Origin of the sequence: Streptomyces sp. NPDC002785, assembly GCF_040295565.1 — a bacterium.
Lineage (GTDB): Bacteria > Actinomycetota > Actinomycetes > Streptomycetales > Streptomycetaceae > Streptomyces.
In genome coordinates, this window is record NZ_JBEOVN010000070.1 from 14,671 (window position 1) to 32,316 (window position 17,646).

General features: G+C 70.0%; 18 protein-coding genes. 8 read left to right on the top strand and 10 right to left on the bottom strand.

Translation table 11 applies throughout. The annotated features are described in order from the left end of the window. Positions 1 to 95 precede the first annotated feature (95 nt). The 3 genes from ABTZ94_RS18465 to ABTZ94_RS18475 are packed head-to-tail and all read left to right on the top strand — an operon-like array spanning position 96 to position 3,169. Positions 96 to 1,121, top strand: coding sequence for a polyprenyl synthetase family protein (locus tag ABTZ94_RS18465; RefSeq protein WP_351202111.1), 1,026 nt, complete (start codon positions 96 to 98; stop codon positions 1,119 to 1,121). 21 nt (positions 1,122 to 1,142) lie between these two features. Continuing rightward, the gene (locus tag ABTZ94_RS18470; RefSeq protein WP_351202112.1) at positions 1,143 to 1,280 is read left to right on the top strand and encodes a hypothetical protein; all 138 of its coding nucleotides are present in this window, start codon (positions 1,143 to 1,145) and stop codon (positions 1,278 to 1,280) included. Then, positions 1,277 to 3,169: an AfsR/SARP family transcriptional regulator gene (locus ABTZ94_RS18475; protein ID WP_351202113.1), complete on the top strand. Its 1,893-nt coding sequence runs from the start codon at positions 1,277 to 1,279 to the stop codon at positions 3,167 to 3,169. The genes ABTZ94_RS18470 and ABTZ94_RS18475 overlap by 4 nt, the downstream gene beginning before the upstream one ends. A gap of 10 nt (positions 3,170 to 3,179) precedes the next feature. Here the strand turns inward: ABTZ94_RS18475 and ABTZ94_RS18480 are convergent, their stop codons facing one another. Together ABTZ94_RS18480 and ABTZ94_RS18485 are read right to left on the bottom strand one after the other, a co-directional pair. Next, positions 3,180 to 3,563, bottom strand: coding sequence for a DUF6269 family protein (locus ABTZ94_RS18480; RefSeq protein ID WP_351202114.1), 384 nt, complete (start codon positions 3,561 to 3,563; stop codon positions 3,180 to 3,182). A 137-nt stretch (positions 3,564 to 3,700) separates the two neighbouring features. Next, entirely contained in the window at positions 3,701 to 5,212 is a 1,512-nt protein-coding gene (locus tag ABTZ94_RS18485) for an FG-GAP and VCBS repeat-containing protein (RefSeq protein ID WP_351202115.1), read from the bottom strand. A gap of 264 nt (positions 5,213 to 5,476) precedes the next feature. Between ABTZ94_RS18485 and ABTZ94_RS18490 the strand changes: the two genes are divergently transcribed. Continuing rightward, positions 5,477 to 6,040 carry an AAA family ATPase gene (locus tag ABTZ94_RS18490; RefSeq protein ID WP_351202116.1) on the top strand — a complete coding sequence of 188 codons (564 nt, stop codon included), beginning with the start codon at positions 5,477 to 5,479 and terminating at the stop codon, positions 6,038 to 6,040. Positions 6,041 to 6,045: 5 nt separating this feature from the next. Here ABTZ94_RS18490 and ABTZ94_RS18495 read toward each other — a convergent pair whose 3' ends face one another. The 3 genes from ABTZ94_RS18495 to ABTZ94_RS18505 form a co-directional block, all read right to left on the bottom strand. Then, entirely contained in the window at positions 6,046 to 6,768 is a 723-nt protein-coding gene (locus tag ABTZ94_RS18495) for a DUF981 domain-containing protein (RefSeq protein ID WP_351202117.1), read from the bottom strand. Between the two features lie 71 nt (positions 6,769 to 6,839). Next, a complete protein-coding gene (locus ABTZ94_RS18500; RefSeq protein ID WP_351202118.1) occupies positions 6,840 to 7,436 on the bottom strand; it encodes a DUF4291 domain-containing protein in 597 nt (198 codons plus the stop codon). A 173-nt stretch (positions 7,437 to 7,609) separates the two neighbouring features. Further along, positions 7,610 to 8,080, bottom strand: a complete 471-nt coding sequence (locus tag ABTZ94_RS18505) for a transglycosylase SLT domain-containing protein (protein ID WP_351202119.1) — start codon at positions 8,078 to 8,080, stop codon at positions 7,610 to 7,612. A gap of 363 nt (positions 8,081 to 8,443) precedes the next feature. Between ABTZ94_RS18505 and ABTZ94_RS18510 the strand changes: the two genes are divergently transcribed. From ABTZ94_RS18510 to ABTZ94_RS18520, 3 genes are read left to right on the top strand one after another with little or no spacing between them, the layout of a single operon-like run. Beyond that, positions 8,444 to 8,605: a hypothetical protein gene (locus ABTZ94_RS18510; RefSeq protein WP_351202120.1), complete on the top strand. Its 162-nt coding sequence runs from the start codon at positions 8,444 to 8,446 to the stop codon at positions 8,603 to 8,605. A gap of 51 nt (positions 8,606 to 8,656) precedes the next feature. Then, a complete protein-coding gene (locus tag ABTZ94_RS18515; RefSeq protein WP_351202121.1) occupies positions 8,657 to 9,583 on the top strand; it encodes a helix-turn-helix domain-containing protein in 927 nt (308 codons plus the stop codon). After that, positions 9,580 to 10,002, top strand: coding sequence for a hypothetical protein (locus tag ABTZ94_RS18520; protein ID WP_351202122.1), 423 nt, complete (start codon positions 9,580 to 9,582; stop codon positions 10,000 to 10,002). The genes ABTZ94_RS18515 and ABTZ94_RS18520 overlap by 4 nt, the downstream gene beginning before the upstream one ends. Positions 10,003 to 10,190: 188 nt before the next feature. Here ABTZ94_RS18520 and ABTZ94_RS18525 read toward each other — a convergent pair whose 3' ends face one another. Genes ABTZ94_RS18525 through iolC form a run of 5 tightly spaced genes read right to left on the bottom strand, consistent with a single transcriptional unit; the run spans position 10,191 to position 16,403 of the window. Beyond that, on the bottom strand, positions 10,191 to 11,690 hold the full coding sequence (locus ABTZ94_RS18525; protein ID WP_351202123.1) for a CoA-acylating methylmalonate-semialdehyde dehydrogenase: 1,500 nt from the start codon (positions 11,688 to 11,690) through the stop codon (positions 10,191 to 10,193). Between the two features lie 12 nt (positions 11,691 to 11,702). Next, positions 11,703 to 13,592, bottom strand: a complete 1,890-nt coding sequence (gene iolD, locus ABTZ94_RS18530; RefSeq protein WP_351202124.1) for a 3D-(3,5/4)-trihydroxycyclohexane-1,2-dione acylhydrolase (decyclizing) — start codon at positions 13,590 to 13,592, stop codon at positions 11,703 to 11,705. Then, positions 13,589 to 14,470, bottom strand: coding sequence for a 5-deoxy-glucuronate isomerase (gene iolB, locus ABTZ94_RS18535; RefSeq protein ID WP_351202125.1), 882 nt, complete (start codon positions 14,468 to 14,470; stop codon positions 13,589 to 13,591). Before iolB ends, iolD begins: the two co-directional genes overlap by 4 nt. Continuing rightward, positions 14,467 to 15,402 (bottom strand): Cgl0159 family (beta/alpha)8-fold protein, encoded by a 936-nt coding sequence (locus ABTZ94_RS18540; RefSeq protein WP_351202126.1) that lies wholly within the window; start codon positions 15,400 to 15,402, stop codon positions 14,467 to 14,469. The genes iolB and ABTZ94_RS18540 overlap by 4 nt, the downstream gene beginning before the upstream one ends. Continuing rightward, complete coding sequence (gene iolC / locus ABTZ94_RS18545) at positions 15,399 to 16,403, bottom strand: 5-dehydro-2-deoxygluconokinase (RefSeq protein ID WP_351202127.1); 1,005 nt, start codon at positions 16,401 to 16,403, stop codon at positions 15,399 to 15,401. The genes ABTZ94_RS18540 and iolC overlap by 4 nt, the downstream gene beginning before the upstream one ends. A 132-nt stretch (positions 16,404 to 16,535) precedes the next feature. Between iolC and ABTZ94_RS18550 the strand changes: the two genes are divergently transcribed. Then, on the top strand, positions 16,536 to 17,462 hold the full coding sequence (locus ABTZ94_RS18550; RefSeq protein WP_351202128.1) for a sugar phosphate isomerase/epimerase family protein: 927 nt from the start codon (positions 16,536 to 16,538) through the stop codon (positions 17,460 to 17,462). The last annotated feature ends 184 nt before the right edge of the window (positions 17,463 to 17,646 follow it).

Below are 17,646 nucleotides of genomic sequence, written 5' to 3' on the forward strand. Positions count from 1 at the left end.
CGGACGCCGTCCGCTTCCCGGCCACCGCGCGTACCGTCCGGACCCCCGTAGTGCCTGGCCGGGGAATCCCGTGCCTCATACCCTCAGGAGCCCGGATGAACGTGTTGAGCGCCCCGGAGCGCCGTTCCCTCGTGTCCGGACTCGCCGCCGACGATCCGGCACTGCGGGACCGGCTGACCGAGCGCCTGCGGAGCGTCGAACAGCGCCTTCAGGAGCGCACCGCCCTTACCGCCGACCCCCGACTCGCCTCACTCGTCGGGCATCTCGTGGCCACCGGCGGAAAGCGGCTGCGGCCCCTTCTGGTCCTGCTGGGCGCGGAGTTCGGAGACCCCGGGAGCAGGGGTGTCATCGACGCGGCCGTCCTGGCCGAACTCGTCCACGTCTCCTCCCTCTACCACGACGACGTCATCGACGACGCCGACACCCGGCACGGGGCCGACAGCGCCAACGCCCGCTGGGGAAACCGCCGCGCGGTGTTCGCCGGGGACTGGCTCCTCGCCCAGGCCGCCCGGATGGCATGCGAACTCGGGCCGCACGCGGTGCGGGTGAACGCCGAGGCCGCCGACCGGCTGGTGCACGGCCAGACACTGGAGCTGCTCGGGCCGGGGCCCGGCACCGCACCCCTGGACCACTACTTCCAGGTGACGGCCGGCAAGTCCGCATCCCTGATCGCCCTGTCGCTGCGGCTCGGCGCCATTCAGGCAGGCGCGCCCGAGGCGCACACCGATGTCCTCACCGAGTACGGCGAGCAACTGGGCCTCGCCTTCCAGATATCCGACGACCTCCTCGACATCAGTTCGCCCGCCTCCGCGCTGGGCAAGGAACCGGGCATGGACGTGGTGGCGGGGGTGCCCAGCCTCCCCGTGCTGCTGGCCCTGGCCGGCGACGACCCGGACGACGGCGAACTGCGTGCCCTGATCGCCGCCGAACCGGCGGCCGGGACGCGCCGGCACCACCGGGCGCTGGAACTCCTGCGGAACTCCGCCGCGCTCGCCTCGGCCGGGGCCATGATGGACGAGCGCCTGGCGCTGGCCCGTACCGCCCTCTCGGCCCTGCCGCGGACCCCGGCGCTCAGGGTCCTCGACGCGCTCTGCGACTTCGTGGCCCACCGCACGGGCTGAACCACCCACTGGAGACCGAACATGCCGGGGTACAGCGACACCGCCGTGCGCGACCGCGTCGCCCGACTCGGACCCGCGGGCGCGGGTGCCGCCCGCCCGCCGCGCCGCGCGGCACCCGCGCCCGGCCGCCGGGCAAAGGACGGGGACCGGCGGGTGTGAACAGCTTCGACCCGTTCGTGTTCCGCGTACTCGGGCCGGTCGAGGCCGAGACCGGCGGGCGGCCGGTCACCCTCGGCGGAGCGAAGCAGCGCACGGTACTCGCGGCGATGCTGCTCGCCGGGGGCCGGCCGCTCTCCGACGACCGGCTCAAGGCGCTGCTGTGGGGGTGCGAACCGCCCGCCACCGCGACGGCCCAGCTCTACACCTACGTCTCCCAGCTCAGAAAGCGCCTGCATACCGGCGTCCACCTCGAGCGCCGTGCCAACTCCTACCGGCTGGAGACGTATGGCGCCTACTTCGACCGGACGGCTTTCGAAAGCCTGGCGGGCCGCGGCCGCGCGGACCTGACGGCGGGCCGTTACGCCGCGGCGGCCGATCACCTCGGGCAGGCGCTCGCGCTGCGGCGCGGGTCGGTACTCTCCAACGTCACCGCCCACCTGAAGGAACGCGAACAGCCCTTCCTGGACGAGGCCTTCCTGTCCGCGCGGGAAAGCCGGATCGAAGCCGAACTGGCCCTGGGACGCCACGACGCGGCGGTTCCGCAGCTGATGCGGCTGGTGATGGAGAACCCCCTGCGCGAGCGGCTGCTCGGCCAGCTCATGACCGCTCTGCACCGGTGTGGCCGGCAGGCGGAGGCCCTCGCGGTGTACGAGCGCTGCCGACGGGTGCTCCGCGACGAGCTGGGCGTGGACCCGGGCCGGGCCCTGCGTGACATCCGGCAGTCAGTGCTGACCGGCACCCTCGCGAGGCCCGCCGCGCGCGAGGTGGTGGTCACCGGCACGGCGCCCGCCCTGCCGGACGGTGCGCCCCGCCCTCCGGTGGCGCGGGTGCGCGACCGCGGCGCCTGGAGCGGTGTCGTGCCCGCGATGCTGCCCGCCGATGTCGCGGACTTCACCGGCCGCCGTCCGGAACTGGAGGGCATCGCGGCCGCCCTGTGCCAAGGGGGACCCCGCCATGCCGTGGTGTCGGGCGCCGCGGGTTCCGGCAAGTCGGCCCTGGCCGTGCGTGCCGCGCACCGGTCACGGCGCAGCTTCCCGGACGGCCAGCTCTACGCCGACCTGTCCGGACCGTCCGAACGCCCCCGCTCCCCCACCGAGGTACTCGGCTGGTTCCTGCGGGCCATGGGCGTCGCGGAGCACAACCTTCCGGCGTCCCCGGAGGAGCGCGGCCAGCTCTACCGCAGTCTGCTCGCCGACCGCCGGATGCTGGTGCTCCTGGACAACGCCGCCGACGACCGCCAGGTCCGCCCGCTGCTGCCGGGCGCGGGCGGCTGCCGCACGCTGATCACCAGCCGCGACTCCTTCACCACGCTGCCAGGGGCGCGTACGGTCACCCTCGGCCCGATGGGCCCCGGCGAGGGTCGCCGGATGCTGAGCGCGATCGTGGGGGCCGAACGGACCGAGGCCGAGCCCGACGCGGCCGCCCGCATCGTCGAACTGTGCGACCGGCTGCCGCTCGCGCTGCGGATCGTGGCGGCCCGGCTGGCGGCGCACCCGCACCGGCGGCTCGCGGCGGCGGCGGCCCGGCTCGAACCGGAGGAGCGCAGGCTCGACGAGCTGCGGGCGGGCGACCTCGACATCCGGGCGGCGCTGTCCTGCTGTCACCGGCGGGTGACCGGGCCGGTGCGCACGGCCCTGGGTGTCCTGGCGTCCCGCTGCCCCGACTTCTTCAGCGCAGGGGAGGCGGCGAACGTCCTCGGCTGCTTGGAGGAGGAGGCCGAGGACGCTCTGGAGAGCCTGGCCGGGACCCGTCTGCTGGAGGTCTCCGGCCGGGTCCCGCCGCGCTACCGCCTCATGCCGCTGGTACGGCTCTTCGCCCGCGAGCAGAGCCGCGGGGAACCGGCTTCCCCCGGCACACCGGACGGCGGGCGACGGGCGACCGTCTGCTGACCGGACGCGGTCAGCCGCAACCGCCCGCGTGCCCCTCGTCGAGGCCGAACGACACCATGGAGCCCCCGTCGCCGGTGTGCGGCAGCAGCGAACAGCTCAGGAAGTCGATGTATGTGGCCAGCAGATTGCTCCAGCAGGTGCCGGAGTCGATGTCCCGCCGGCCGAGGAGCCCCGAGGACCGGTCGGCGGTCCCGGTCCCGCCGAAGCCGTCCTGCTGCACGAGGTCCCAGATCGTGTTCTTGACGGTCGCCTCGTCGGACACGCTCTGGCTGTTCAGGATCGTCATCAGATTCATTCCGCCTTGTTCCAGCCAGGACGTGATCTCCTCGTCCAGTTCTGCCAGCAGCTGGTCGCTGTCGCGGCCGTCCGCATCATGGGGCGTCCTGTCGCTCATAACCGCCTCCCTAGTCATCACGGATCCGATCGGTCAGTTCCGGAACATGATCCGGGAAGCATCTATGAATCCCCTATGGCGAGCGGCGGCGTCGGGGCCGGGCCGGGTCCGGCGGAGCACGGGACATGCCCTACGGGTCAGCGGTTGAACGACGATCCCAGCTCCGCGCCCGTCGCCACTGTGCCCAGCGTCCCGTGGCCGAACGTGAACGACCCCTTGGCCGTCACACCGGAGGCCGTGGCCGGGAAGACCCACAGGGAGCCCGCGTCGGCGTTCTCGCCGGGGGCGCCGACGGCCAGTTCGGTGCGGCCGTCGCGGTTGGCGTCGACCAGCTTGACGGCGCCGCCGAACTCGTCGTTCGTCTCGGCCGCACCGGGGACGTTCACCGTGTCCTGGTTGAAGCCCACCGTGCCGGTGCCGGTGGGGCCGGATGCGGTGCCGGGGAGGATCAGGACGGAGCCCGCGTTCTTTGTCGTGCCGAGGTCCTCGTAGGGGACGCCGACGGCGATGTCGCCGTAGCCGTCACCGTTCATGTCGCCGATCGACAGCGACGCGCCGAATCCATCGTGCACTTCGGCGGCACCGGGGACACCGGCGCTGTCCTGGTTGAAGACCTTGGCCCGGTCGCCCCGCGGGCCGGTGGCGCTGCCCGGGACGTAGGTGACCATGCCGCCCAGGGCGAGTGGTGTGTCCAGGTCGCTGTCGTAGCCCTCGACCACACGGCCCACGACGAGGTCGGCGTACTTGTCGCCGTTGACCTGGCCGGCCGTGATGGTCTCGCCGGCCTGGAGGCGGAAGCCGTCCGGCCGCTTGACGACGGTGTATTTCTCGCTGAGACCGGTGGCGCTGCCGTTACGGACGAGGATGCGCCGGGCATCGTACTCGTCGCCGTCGTGGGCAGCGGCGGCCAGATCGTCGCGGCCGTCGCCGTTGAGGTCGCCGACGGTGAGCTCCATGTAGCGCAGATCGTCCATGTCGCGGATCACTCTGACGGGGGTCGCCGCGCTGCCATCGCGCTTGAACGGGCCGGACAGGACATGGAGGTCGCCCATCCCGAGGGTGACGATGTCCATGGCTCCGTCGCCGTCGAAATCGCCGACCGCGGTTTTGCCGCCGATCCCGTCGTACCGCTCGTCGCCGGTCAGGAGGGTCGCGCCACCGGACAGTCCGTGCGCGCCGCCCCAGATCACGGTGAGCGAACCGGCGGACTTGGACGTGCCGACCGTCTCGCTCCCCGCGCCGACCACGAGGTCGCTGTACCCGTCCTTGTCCAGGTCGGCGGAGACCGTCGAGCTGCCGAACGCGTCACCGGCCTCGGCGGTGTCCGGGATTCCCGGCGAGTCCTGGGTGAAGACCTTTTTGCTGGAGGTCTGCAGACCGTTCTTGGAGCCGTACACCACACCCACGTACCCGGCTTCGGCCTTGCCGCCGACGATGGCACCGGGCGCGGTGAAGGCCAGGTCCGGGAAGCCGTCCCCGTTGAAGTCGTCGCGTCGCGGGGCCGGGGTGGGCACGGCCCCGGTGGGGGACGCCGAGGCCGTGACGGGGGCCGGGGCGGGTGTCGATGCCTGGGCGTTGGGAAAGGTGATCACGGCGGTCGCCACGGTGATGGCGAGAACCACGGTGGTTCCGAGGGCACGGGATGCCACGTGGACTCCTTCGTTCAGGGATTGGGGGGGTGTTGGGGGTGCAAGAGATGGGAGTGTGCGAACCACCCACACCGCACTGGCACTGTGCAGACTCAGACCGATGGCTGCGCCTGAGGGTTGTGTTCCAGGCCCGTGATCATCGCGATCGGGTACGCCGGCAGGAAGCCGCTCCACATGCGGCACGCCACGCCGTTCGGGCGGGCGCGTTCGACACGGCCGCGCAATCGGATCGCGGAAGCCGTCGTGGGCTGGCACCCTGCCGACATGAATCACGCAGAGGTACTGCTCATCGGCGGGCGCGCGGGCGTAGGCAAGTCGACCGTGGCCTGGGAGGTTTCGGCGCAGCTACGGGCCGTCGAGGCGGCGCACGCGGTCGTGGAGGGCGACCTGATGGGCCAGGTCCATCCGGCGCCGGAGGGCGATCCGCACCGCGCGGGGATCACCGAGCGGAATCTGACGGCCGTCTGGTCCAACTTCGCGGAACTCGGCTACCGGCACCTGATCTACACGAACACGGTGTGCGTGCTGCCGGAGTCGGCGGCGATGTTCGAGCGCGCGATGGGTATGGACGTACGGATCGTTCGCATCCTGCTGACCGCCTCCGACACCACGACGTACGGTCGGCTCGCGGGGCGCGAGATCGGCTCGGAACTGGACCGTGAGGTGGCGAACAGCGTCCGCAAGGCCCGCCTCCTGGACGAGCATTCGCCGGCGGACACGGTCCGGATGGCGACGGACGGGCGGAAGGTGACGGACATCGCGCGCGAGGTGGTGGCCGTCACGGGGTGGGGGAACCCGGTGGGCCCGGTTGGCCCACCGAGGTCCTGAGTGACTCACATGGTGTTGATGATGAGGCCGATGTGGGTGAAGTAGTTGAGCCCGCCGAAGAGCAGGAACGCCAGTCCTGCCAGCCCCCAGACGACTCCGATGACCGGACTCATCCAGCTCCTGGGCCGGTGCAGCGCGAAGGGGAAGAGGAGCGCGCCGATGCCCACGAGGACGTACAGCCCGGACATGAAGCTCGCTTCCAGCATCGGCCACTTCGCGAACTCCCCGGAGATGGGTTCCTCGGGCGGCGCGGCGAAAAGGGTGTATTTCCAGCCTGCGGCGGCGATCCCGAAGCAGGCGAGCCCGAGGCCGAACACGAAGACGGAGATGGGCGAGGCGACACGGGCCGTGCGGACGATGCGGTCGGCGCTGTTGAGTTCGGCGCCGCGTTTCCAGAGGTAGAAGGACGCGGCGAGGAGAAAGACGCCGAAGGCGAGCGCCGGTTCGCCGAAGATGACGTTGTCGAACGGGAAGCCCTGTCCGGCGAGCGGCCACGTCAGGGTCATATGGAGGCCGGTGGTGACCAGGGTGAAGCCGATGGCCCCGAACGCCAGCACCCAGCCTTCGGGGGTGATGGTGCGCCCGGATGTGAGGAGCTGACGCCCCAGCGCCACCACAAGCAGCAGCCCGGCACCGGCGGCCACCGCCATGATCGTGTTGTACGTCGGCATCCTGGCCCAGTCGATCTTCAGGCCGGATGCCGCCAGAGGGATGACATGGTGGGTCATGCGCGGAGCGTAACGCCAGATATGCCCCTTATGGGGTATTAGCTCTTTTGCCCGGGTTACGGGTCAGGCTGTCACCCCGCCGCAAGCGCGGCGCCGGCCGATGGGTACGGCGACTCGCGCGGCAGGAGTTCCGCCGCACTGTCGAGCCGCCCGGCCGCGACCAGTTCGTGGATCTGCCGGGCCAGCGGAGTGACGTCACGGATCGACACCGTCCACTCGTCCGCGTATCGCCGCGCCGCCTCACCGGAGAGTCCGAGCTGGAGGGAGCGGTACGGAAGCCGGTCCAGGCGGAGGTCACGCTCGGGATCCCACTGGACGCGGGCCGGGCTCCGGCGCAGATTGCGCTGCCAGGTGGCGCGGTCGGGGTGAACTGACCTCACGTAGTGGGAGAGTTCGGCGCCGGCCAGGGCCCAGTCGAAGCCCTCACGGGTGATCTCGACGGCCAGGACGGTCTCCTGGCCCTCCTTCGTGGCCCAGCCGCAGCGATACATCATCCACAGGAAGCTCGGCTTGATCCATGTCATGCGGTCGCGCTTCCAGACGTCCGGGAAGCGTCCGTCGCGGACGGCGGGCAGACCGATGAACGGGGAATACGCCTGGTAGACGGTGACGGTCGTATCCGTGTACTGGGCGCGGATCTCGTGCTGTGGGTTGGTCGGGTCGGTCATGACCCCATCACAGCACCGGCCGGGCGGGTACGGCGAGCGAGTTACGGGCGCGCACGAACCCCAAAACCCTCGGGCGGATTTACGGAAACCGGGGCGCAGGCGGGGAGCCGTCGCGGCTCCCCTCTTCGGCTTCAGAATCCGCCGGGCACGGCCGCACGATCGTAACGTCCCGGTCAGTAGGCCGAGTTGACGTTGTCGATGGAGCCGTAGCGGTGGGCGGCGTAGTTGGCGGCGGCGGCGATGTTGGCGACGGGGTCGTAGATGTTCTTGGAGGTGCCGCCCACGTGGTAGCTCTTGAAGGTGGGGTCGATGACCTGGAGCAGGCCCTTGGACGGGATGCCCTTGGCGGCGTTGGAGTCCCAGCCGTTGATGGCGTTGGGGTTACCGGAGGACTCGCGCATCAGGTTGCGGTGGATGCCGTCGTAGGTGCCGGGGATGCCCTTTGCGTGCATAACCTTCAGCGCCTGGTTGATCCAGGCGTCGACGTTGCCGCCGCCGGACTGGGCGGGGGTGGCGGCCGAGGCGGCCGGGGCTCCGGCGAGGGCGCCGGCCACAACGGCTGCGCCGGCTGCGGCCATGCCCAGCGAGATCGTCTTGGTCCTGGTCATGCGGGCGAACTTCTTGGGCATCGCGGTGAACTGCATTCGGAAATTCCTCTTCCGTCGTGGGGTGATGCCAAGAATTGTTAATCGAGGGAGAAATTCAGGTCAATACCCCCTCTTTACTATGGGGATTCGTACCGGGTGATAGGAAATGATCGGGAAAGTGCCGCCAACCACCGGGATTCCGGCACGGTACGCCTACTATTCGATTTCATAGTGACACCCGTCACGTGGCCCACCCCACACGGTAAATACCTCAAATCGCCACAAGAGTGACGCCACTCACGTGGCCTGCTTCACATTAATGACAGCCTATTCGCTCACCGTAATGCCGCATGAGCAAAAGGTAATCGACGCGAAGGGAGGGCCGCACAAGGACAAGTGGGCGTCGGGGGATGGAAGCCGATGGAGACCCCCCGCGAGCGCTACGACCGCGCCCGCGACCTCCTGGCCCGGCGTCGCACGGACACCCGACGCGACATCACCCACCACGTGGACACGACCGCGGCACGCGCAGCACATCCGCCGGCTCCTGAACGGCCGACGACCCGCTCCCGCCGACGATGATTACCTGAGAGGTAATTGAGGCGGCCCGGCGCCGGTCATTACCGTCCCCGTATGGGCATGCGTTCCTTCGAAAACGACGGCGTCCTGGGGCTGCTCCTGCGTGACCTGCGGCGCCAGAAATCACTCAGCAAGCAGGCGCTTGCCGAGCGGGCCGGCTTTTCCCTGAACCAGCTGAGCAGAATCGAGACCTGCGAGCAGAAGCCCGACGCCGAGACGGTTCTCCGCATCGCCCGGGCGCTCGGGCTGCCACCCTCGCACCGACAGCAGCTCGTCGACCGTGCGACCGCGGCGGGAAGGCTGCGCTGGTACGACAGCACTCCCCCGTTGCCGGATGACATTCGCCCGGTTCTGGAGAAGCTGCTGACCGGCCATGAACCGTATCCGGCCATGGTCACCGACAGCTGCTGGAACATCGTGGCTCTCAATCACACGATGGAAATACTGATGGGCGATGTCGCCGCCCATCTCCTGGCACCGGCCAATTTTCTCCGCATCATTCTGCACCCCGATGGACTGGCGCCACATCTGACCAACCTCGCCCAGGTGAGATGTCACGTCATACGCATGCTCAGGCGATGGAGTGCGATCAGCGGCGACAGCCGACTTCGAGAATTGGAAGCGTCCATAGACGGCCTTCCATCGGTGCAGGATGCCGAATCGACCAAGTCCGCCGAGGAAGCCGAATTCTTCGAATCCGGACAAGCGGACCGTCTGCTTCTGCCCATCGAAATGCACCGGGACGGGCACCTGTTGACCTTCTTCCACATCGTCACCTCGTTCGGCGAGCGTCCCGGCATCCTTTGCTCCGATCTTCCCTCCGGCCCACTGAGCGGCATCGCGCTCGAATCGTTCCTGCCGGCGAATACCGAGACCCGGGTCCTCCTCGGTTCGCCCGACCTGGCGTTCCCCGATGCCGGGAGCGCCTTTGGGCCCACACCTTCAGGTCAACAGCATGACAACGAAAGGAAGACCTCATGATGTCGTCCCAGAACGCGGGTACGGTCCCGGCGACGACCGCCACCCGTTCCGACAGCCTTCTCCGATTCGCCCTCGTGGCGGACGTGATCCTCACCGGTGCGAACGGCATCGGATACCTCGTACTCGCCACGGTCCTGGACTCGTTCCTCGGCGTACCCCTCTCGGTGCAGTACCCGGTGGGCGTGTTCCTCACCGTGTACGCCCTGTGGGTACTGGCCGTCTCCCGTCAGGAGAACATCAGCCGCGGCTCGGTCGGCTTCATCATCACGCTGAACGTGGCCTGGGCCGTGGCCAGTGTCGCGACGGTCGTCGTGGACGCACTGACCGCGACGGGAATCGGCAACGGGTGGATCGTGTTCCAGGGCCTGGTCGTGGCAGCCATGGGTGGGCTCCAGTACATGGGTCTGCGGCGCATGTGAGAGCGCGCCTCAAAGCGGCGGCACGGGCCTGTGTCCCCGGCGTCAGCGGCACGTGAGCGCGGGGGTGTCGCGGACACGACGACGGCCCGTACGGAAACAGCTTCCGTACGGGCCGTCGGGCGGGCCTGCGGATCAGCGGTTACGGATCAGTGCTCGCCGATCAGTGCTCGCTGATCAGTGCTCGCGGATCAGTGGTTGCGCGGGAAGCCCAGGTCCACGCCCGCCGGGGCGTCGGCCGGGTCCGGCCAGCGCGTGGTGACGACCTTGCCGCGGGTGTAGAAGTGCACGCCGTCGTTGCCGTAGATGTGGTGGTCACCGAAGAGGGAGTCCTTCCAGCCACCGAAGGAGTGGTAGCCGACCGGCACCGGGATCGGCACGTTGACGCCGACCATGCCGGCCTCGATCTCCAGCTGGAAGCGGCGGGCGGCGCCGCCGTCGCGGGTGAAGATCGCGGTGCCGTTGCCGAACGGCGAGGCGTTCATGAGGGCGACGCCCTCTTCGTACGTCTCGGTGCGCAGGACACACAGGACCGGGCCGAAGATCTCGTCCTTGTACGCGTCCGAGTCGGTGGACACGTTGTCGAGGAGGGAGAGGCCGATCCAGTGGCCGTCCTCGAAGCCCTCGACGGTGAAGCCGGTGCCGTCGAGGACGACGTCGGCGCCCTGGGCGGCGGCGCCCGCGACGTAGGAGGCGACCTTGTCGCGGTGGGCGGCGGTGATCAGCGGGCCCATCTCGGACGTCGGGTCGTTGCCGGGGCCGATCTTGATCTTCTCGGCGCGCTCCTTGATCTTGGCGACGAGCTCGTCGGCGATGGAGCCGACCGCGACGACCGCGGAGATGGCCATGCAGCGCTCACCGGCGGAGCCGTAGGCGGCGGAGACGGCGGCGTCGGCCGCGGCGTCGAGGTCCGCGTCCGGCAGCACCAGCATGTGGTTCTTCGCACCGCCGAGCGCCTGGACGCGCTTGCCGTTGGCGGTGGCGGTCGTGTGGATGTAGCGGGCGATCGGGGTGGAGCCCACGAAGGAGACCGCGGCCACGTCGGGGTGGGCGAGGAGCCCGTCGACGGCGACCTTGTCACCGTGCAGGACGTTCAGCACGCCGTCCGGCAGACCGGCCTCGGCGGCCAGCTCGGCCAGCAGGATGGCGGTCGACGGGTCCTTCTCGCTGGGCTTGAGCACAAAGGTGTTTCCGCAGGCGATGGCGAGCGGGAACATCCACATCGGCACCATGGCCGGGAAGTTGAACGGGGTGATGCCGGCGACGACACCGAGCGACTGGCGGATCGAGGAGACGTCGACCCGGCTGGAGACCTGGGTGGACAGCTCGCCCTTGAGCTGGGTGGTGATGCCGCAGGCCAGCTCGACGATCTCCAGACCACGGGCTACCTCGCCCAGCGCGTCCGAGTGCACCTTGCCGTGCTCGGCGGTGATCAGCGCGGCGATCTCGTCGCGGTGGGCGTCGAGCAGCGCTCGGTAGCGGAAGAGAACCGCCGTGCGGGCGGCCAGCGAGGACGTGCCCCAGGTGGCGTAGGCGTCCTTGGCGGCGGCGACCGCGGCGTCGACCTCTTCGAGCGATGCGAGCGCGACCTGGGTGGTGACGGCGCCGGTGGCCGGGTCGGTGACCGGGCCGTAGTTGCCCGACGCACCCTCGACGGTCTTGCCACCGATCCAGTGGTTGACGGTCTTCATGACAGAACTCCTTCAAAGGTGGTGGCGTCGGTCGGCGACGTGACGGTCGTACTCTTCCCGGGCTTTCACGGCCGACGGCCGGGTGGCCGTTTCAGCTACGGGAACATCCCACCATGCCTGCGCCGGAGGGGGGCCCGACACTGTGTCTGCCGTTTCGGTCTCGACGTAGACACAAGTGGGACGGTCCGCGGCGCGCGCCTCGGCAAGGGCTTCGCGCAGGTCACACACGGTCTTGGCGCGCAGCACCCGCATCCCCAGCGAGCCGGCGTTGGCGGCGAGGTCGACGGGGAGCGGGGGGCCGGTGAGGGCGCCGTTCGCGGCGCGGCGGCGGTAGGCCGTACCGAAACGCTCGCCGCCGACCGTCTCGGAGAGGCCGCCGATGGACGCGTAGCCATGGTTCTGCAGGACGACCAGCTTCACGGGGAGTTCCTGCTGCACCGCGGTGACGATCTCGGTGGGGTTCATCAGATACGTGCCGTCACCGACGAGGGCCCAGACGGGGCGGTCGGGTGCGGCCAGCTGGACCCCGATCGCGGCCGGGATCTCGTAGCCCATGCAGGAGTAGCCGTATTCGACGTGGTACTGGTGCACGGAGCGGGCCCGCCAGAGTTTGTGCAGGTCACCGGGGAGCGAGCCGGCCGCGTTGATCAGGATGTCGTCCTCGGTGACGAGGGCGTCGAGGAGGCCGAGGACCTGGGCCTGGGTGGGGCGGGCGTCCGGGTCCTCGGCGGTGAACGCGGCGGTGACGCGCTGCTCCCACTTCTCCTTGGCCCCGGTGTACTCGGTCTCGTAGGACGGGGCGACGCGGTGATTGCGTGCGGCGAGTGCGGCGGTGAGGGCTTCGAGGGCGGTGCGGGCGTCGGCGACGAGCGGGAGCGCGCCGAGCTTGTGGGCGTCGAAGCCGGTGATGTTGAGGTTGAGGAAGCGGACCGCCGGGTTGGAGAAGAGCGTGGCGGAGGCGGTGGTGAAGTCGCTGTAGCGGGTGCCGATGCCGATCACCAGGTCGGCGGTGCGGGCCAGCTCGTCGGCGGTCGCGGTGCCGGTGTGGCCGATGCCGCCGACATCGGCGGGGTGGTCGTGACGCAGCGAGCCCTTGCCGGCCTGGGTGGAGGCGACGGGAATACGGGTGGCGGCGGCGAACGCGGCCAGGGTCTCCTGCGCCGCGCTGTGGTGGACGCCGCCGCCCGCCACGATCAGCGGCCGGCGGGCACTTCGCACGGCCCGTACCGCCAGGTCGAGTTCATGCGGATCGGGGGCCGGCCGGCGTACGTACCAGATGCGCTCGGCGAAGAACTCCTGCGGCCAGTCGTACGCCTGGGCCTGCACGTCCTGCGGCAGCGCGAGGGTGACCGCGCCGGTCTCCGCCGGGTCGGCGAGGGTTCGCATGGCCTGGAGTGCGGCCGGGATCAGGGCCTCGGGGCGGGTGATCCGGTCGAAGTAGCGGGAGACGGGACGCAGGCAGTCGTTGACCGAGATGTCGCCCGCGGACGGGACTTCGAGCTGCTGGAGCACGGGGTCGGCGGGCCGGGTCGCGAAGGTGTCCCCGGGCAGGAGGAGGACGGGGAGGTGGTTGATGGTGGCGAGGGCGGCGCCGGTCACGAGGTTGGTGGCACCGGGGCCGATGGAGGTGGTGACGGCGTGCGCGGAGAGCCGGCCGGACTGGCGTGCGTAGCCGACGGCGGCGTGCACCATGGCCTGCTCGTTGCGGCCCTGGAGATAGGGCATCGCTCGGCCCGACTCGACGAGTGCCTGACCGATTCCGGCGACGTTTCCGTGGCCGAAGATGCCCCAGGTGGCGCTGATCAGGCGCTGACGCCGGCCGTCTCGCTCGGTGTACTGGCGGGACAGGAAGGACACCAGGGCCTGGGCCGTGGTGAGCCTGCGGGTGCGTGGGGCGCTCACGAGGTCTCCTCCGTCCCGTAGAACGGGAGTCTCGGGTCCACCGGCTGCGACGGCCAGGTGTCGCGGATCCAGCCGTGGTCGGGGTGGTCGCTGATCAACCACTCCCGCTGCTCTCCCGGGCCCGCCATCACATTGAGGTAGTAGAGGGCGCGGCCGGGGGCGGCGATGGACGGGCCGTGCCAGCCGTCGGGAATGAGGACCGCGTCGCCGCTGCGGACCTCGGCGAGGACATCCGTACCGCCGTGCCTCGACGGCGACACACGGTGGTAGCCGAGGCCGTCGTTCTCCACCTCGAAGTAGTAGATCTCCTCCAGCACGGACTCGATGCCGGGGCGGTGCTCGTCGTGCTTGTGCGGTGGGTAGGAGGACCAGTTGCCGCCGGGGGTGAGCACCTCGACGGCGATCAGCCGGTCGCACTCGAAGGTGTCGGCGGCGGCGAAGTTGTTGACCTGGCGGGAGCAGTTCCCCCTCCCGCGCAGCTCGACGGGTACCTCCGGCGCGGGGCCGTAGCGAGCGGGGAGTCGTCGCTCGCACTTCGCTCCTGCCAGGGCGAAGCGGCCTCCTGCGCCGGAGGCGATCTGTGCATGGGCGTCACGCGGTACGTACGCGAAGTCGGATACCCCGCTGAACACGCTTTCCCGGCCCAGCAGTTCAAAGATCTCACCTGAGGCGTGCACCGTACAGCCACCGGTCAACGGCAGGATGATCCATTCGCTCTCCCCGGTGACAAGCGTGTGAATTCCGCCCGGCCCGAGCTCCAGCACACGCAGGCTGGACCGGTCCCAGCCGGCGCGCTTCGGGTCGATGTCGAGGGAGTAGGGGCCGCTCGCCGCGCTCCCGGCGCCGAGGTGGTACCGCGGTTCGTTGTGCGTCGTCATACCCATTCCCCACTTGATACCCGGTTCCTGCCCGTTCCTCTCGGCTCCAGCAGGGATACGGCCGTGTCGACGGCGGCGGCCACCTTCCCGTCGGCCGGGTAGAGCAGCGAACGCCCCACCACCAAGCCCTGGACGGTCGGTAGTTGCAGCGCCGTGCGCCACTTCTCGAACGCGCCGTCCAGGTCGTCGCCCACCTCGCCGCCCAGTAGCACGGAGGGCAGCGTCGAGGCCTCCATCACCCGGGCCATGTCGTCGGGGTTCTCGGTGACGGGGACCTTGAGCCAGGTGTACGCGGATGTCCCGGCCAGCCCCGAGGCGATGGCGATCGAGGTGGTGACCGCCTTCGCACCGAGGTCGTTGCGGACGTGGCCGTCCGTGCGGCGGCAGAGGAACGGCTCGACGAAGACGGGCAGCCGGTGTGCGGCCATGGCGTCGATCGCGCGGGCGGTGGCGTGCAGGGTGTCGAGCGAGCCGGGGTCGTCGTAGTCGATACGGAGGAGCAGCTTGCCCGCGTCGAAGCGGAGCCGGGCGAGGTCCTCGGGTCGGTGGCCGGTGAAGCGGTCGTCGAGTTCGAAGGCGGCGCCCGCGAGTCCGCCGCGGTTCATCGAGCCGATGACGACCTTGTTCTCCAACACGCCGAGGAGCAGCAGGTCGTCGAGGATGTCGGCGGTGGCGAGGACGCCGTCGACGCCGGGGCGGGAGAGGGCGAGGCAGAGTCGTTCCAGGAGCTCGAAGCGGTTGGCCATGGCCAGTTCACGGTCGCCGACGGCGAGGGAGCCGCGGGCCGGATGGTCCGCGGCGATGATCAACAGGCGTCCGTCGCTGCCGACGAGGGGACGTCTGCGGCGTCGCGCGGCGGCTTCGGCGACGGCCTCGGGGTGGCGCATGCGCAGCTGGACGAGTTCGGAGACCGAGGAGGCCGGGGGCGTCATGGGGTGGCTCCGGTGGGGCGGGAGGTGACGGCACCTTCGGTCAGGGCCGCTTCGACTTCGTGCGGGAACGGCATGGCGGACGAGCAGGCGAGCCGGGAGGCGACGATGGCACCGGCGGCGTTGGCATACCGCATGATGCGTTCGGTCTCCCATCCTGCGAGCAGCCCGTGGCAGAGTGCCCCGCCGAAGGCGTCACCGGCACCGAGCCCGTTGACGACCTCGACGGGCAGCGGCGGCACATCGGCCACCGTGCCGTCGCGGTGGACGGCGAGTACGCCCTTGGGGCCCTGTTTGACGACGGCGAGCTCGACGCCTGCGGCGATCAGGGCGCGGGCGGCCGCGAACGGCTCGCGCTCGCCGGTCGCAATCTCGCACTCGTCGAGGTTGCCGACGGCGACGGTGGCATGGACAAGGGCCTCGCGGTAGCGGGCGGTGGGGCTGGGCGAGGTTCCGGGGGTTTCTTCTGTCGTGCCCCAGAACATCGGGCGCCAGTCGAGGTCGAAGACGGTGATCCCGCCGGACCGGTCGCGGGCGCGCAGAGCGGCGAGGGTCGATGTGCGGCTCGGTTCGGCGCACAGCCCGGTGCCCGTCATCCAGAAGACCCGGGCGGACCGCACCGCGTCGAGGTCGAGCTCGGACTCCTGGATCTCCAGATCGGGGGCCTTGGGCTGCCGGTAGAAGTAGAGCGGGAAGTCATCGGGCGGGAAGATCTCGCAGAAGGTGACCGGCGTCGGATACGCGTCGACGGGCGTCACCCACCGGTCGTCCACCCCGAACTCCCGCAACTGGTGATGGAGATACTCCCCGAAGGGGTCCCGGCCCGTGCGGGTCACCACGGCGGTCCGCCGGCCGAGCCGGGCTGCCGCGACGGCGACATTGGCCGGTGAGCCGCCGAGGAACTTCCCGAATGTCTCGACCCGGGCCAGCGGCAGACCGGTCTGCAGGGGGTAGAGATCCACACCGATCCGGCCCATGGTGATCACGTCGTACAGCTCAGGCATATACATCCCTTCGACCGGCGACCGGGGCGGCTGCTCCCAGGTCTAGCCCTCCCCCGCAACCCTGTCAATGCTTTGTCCGGACATACGGACGAATGATTGACACTCGTCTCCCGAGCCGGGAGGCTGGGCCGCATGCCCTCCTCCGCATTGGCTCCGGCCCGCATCCGGATCGGTTCGGCACCCGACTCGTGGGGTGTGTGGTTCCCCGATGATCCACAGCAAGTGCCCTGGCAGCGCTTCCTCGACGAGGTCTCCGCGGCGGGTTACGAGTGGATCGAGCTCGGCCCGTACGGCTACCTCCCGACCGACCCGGCCCGCCTCGCCGACGAGACCCGCCGCCGCGGGCTCATGGTCTCGGCCGGGACCGTTTTCACCGGATTGCACCATGGACCGGACGTCTGGGACCGGACCTGGGCGCACGTCGCCGACATCGCGGCACTCACCCGGGCGATGGGTGCCGGGCATCTGGTGGTCATCCCGTCGTTCTGGCGCGACGACAAGACGGGCGAGCTCCTGGAGGACCGCAGCCTCACCGCGGAGCAGTGGCGCAGCCTCACCACCCAGACAGAGCGGCTGGGCCGCGAGGTGCGGGACCGTTTCGGGCTGCGCATCGTCGTCCATCCGCATGCCGACACCCATATCGACAGCGAGGAGAACGTCAGCCGCTTCCTCGACGCCACCGATCCCGACCTGGTCTCGCTCTGCCTCGACACCGGCCACTACGCCTACTGCGGCGGCGACAGCGTCAAGCTGATCGAGACCTACGGCGAACGGATCGGCTATCTGCATCTCAAGCAGGTCGACCCAAAGATCCTGGCCGAAGTCGTGGCCGGCGAGGTGCCGTTCGGGCCCGCCGTGGCGCGCGGCGTGATGTGCGAACCGCCGGGTGGGGTGCCCGCGCTGGAGCCCGTACTCGCCGCCGCCCGCAAACTGGACGTCGATCTCTTCGCCATCGTCGAACAGGACATGTATCCGTGCCCGCCCGACAAGCCCCTCCCCATCGCCCGCCGCACCCGGGACTTCCTCCGCTCCTGCGGCAGCCCGCACCGGGCCCCCTGACACACCGAGCGGCCCCGGGAAGTGACGTAGTGGCGGTGCGCGGTGTTGTCCTCGATGAGAAGTGGGTGCGCGGCCCCGGCCGCGCCCCACCCCCCCACCCCCCACCCACGCCCGAGGAGCAACACGCCAAGATACCGGATATAGGAAAAACACACCTCAGAAAACCAATCACCCCCCAGTGGAA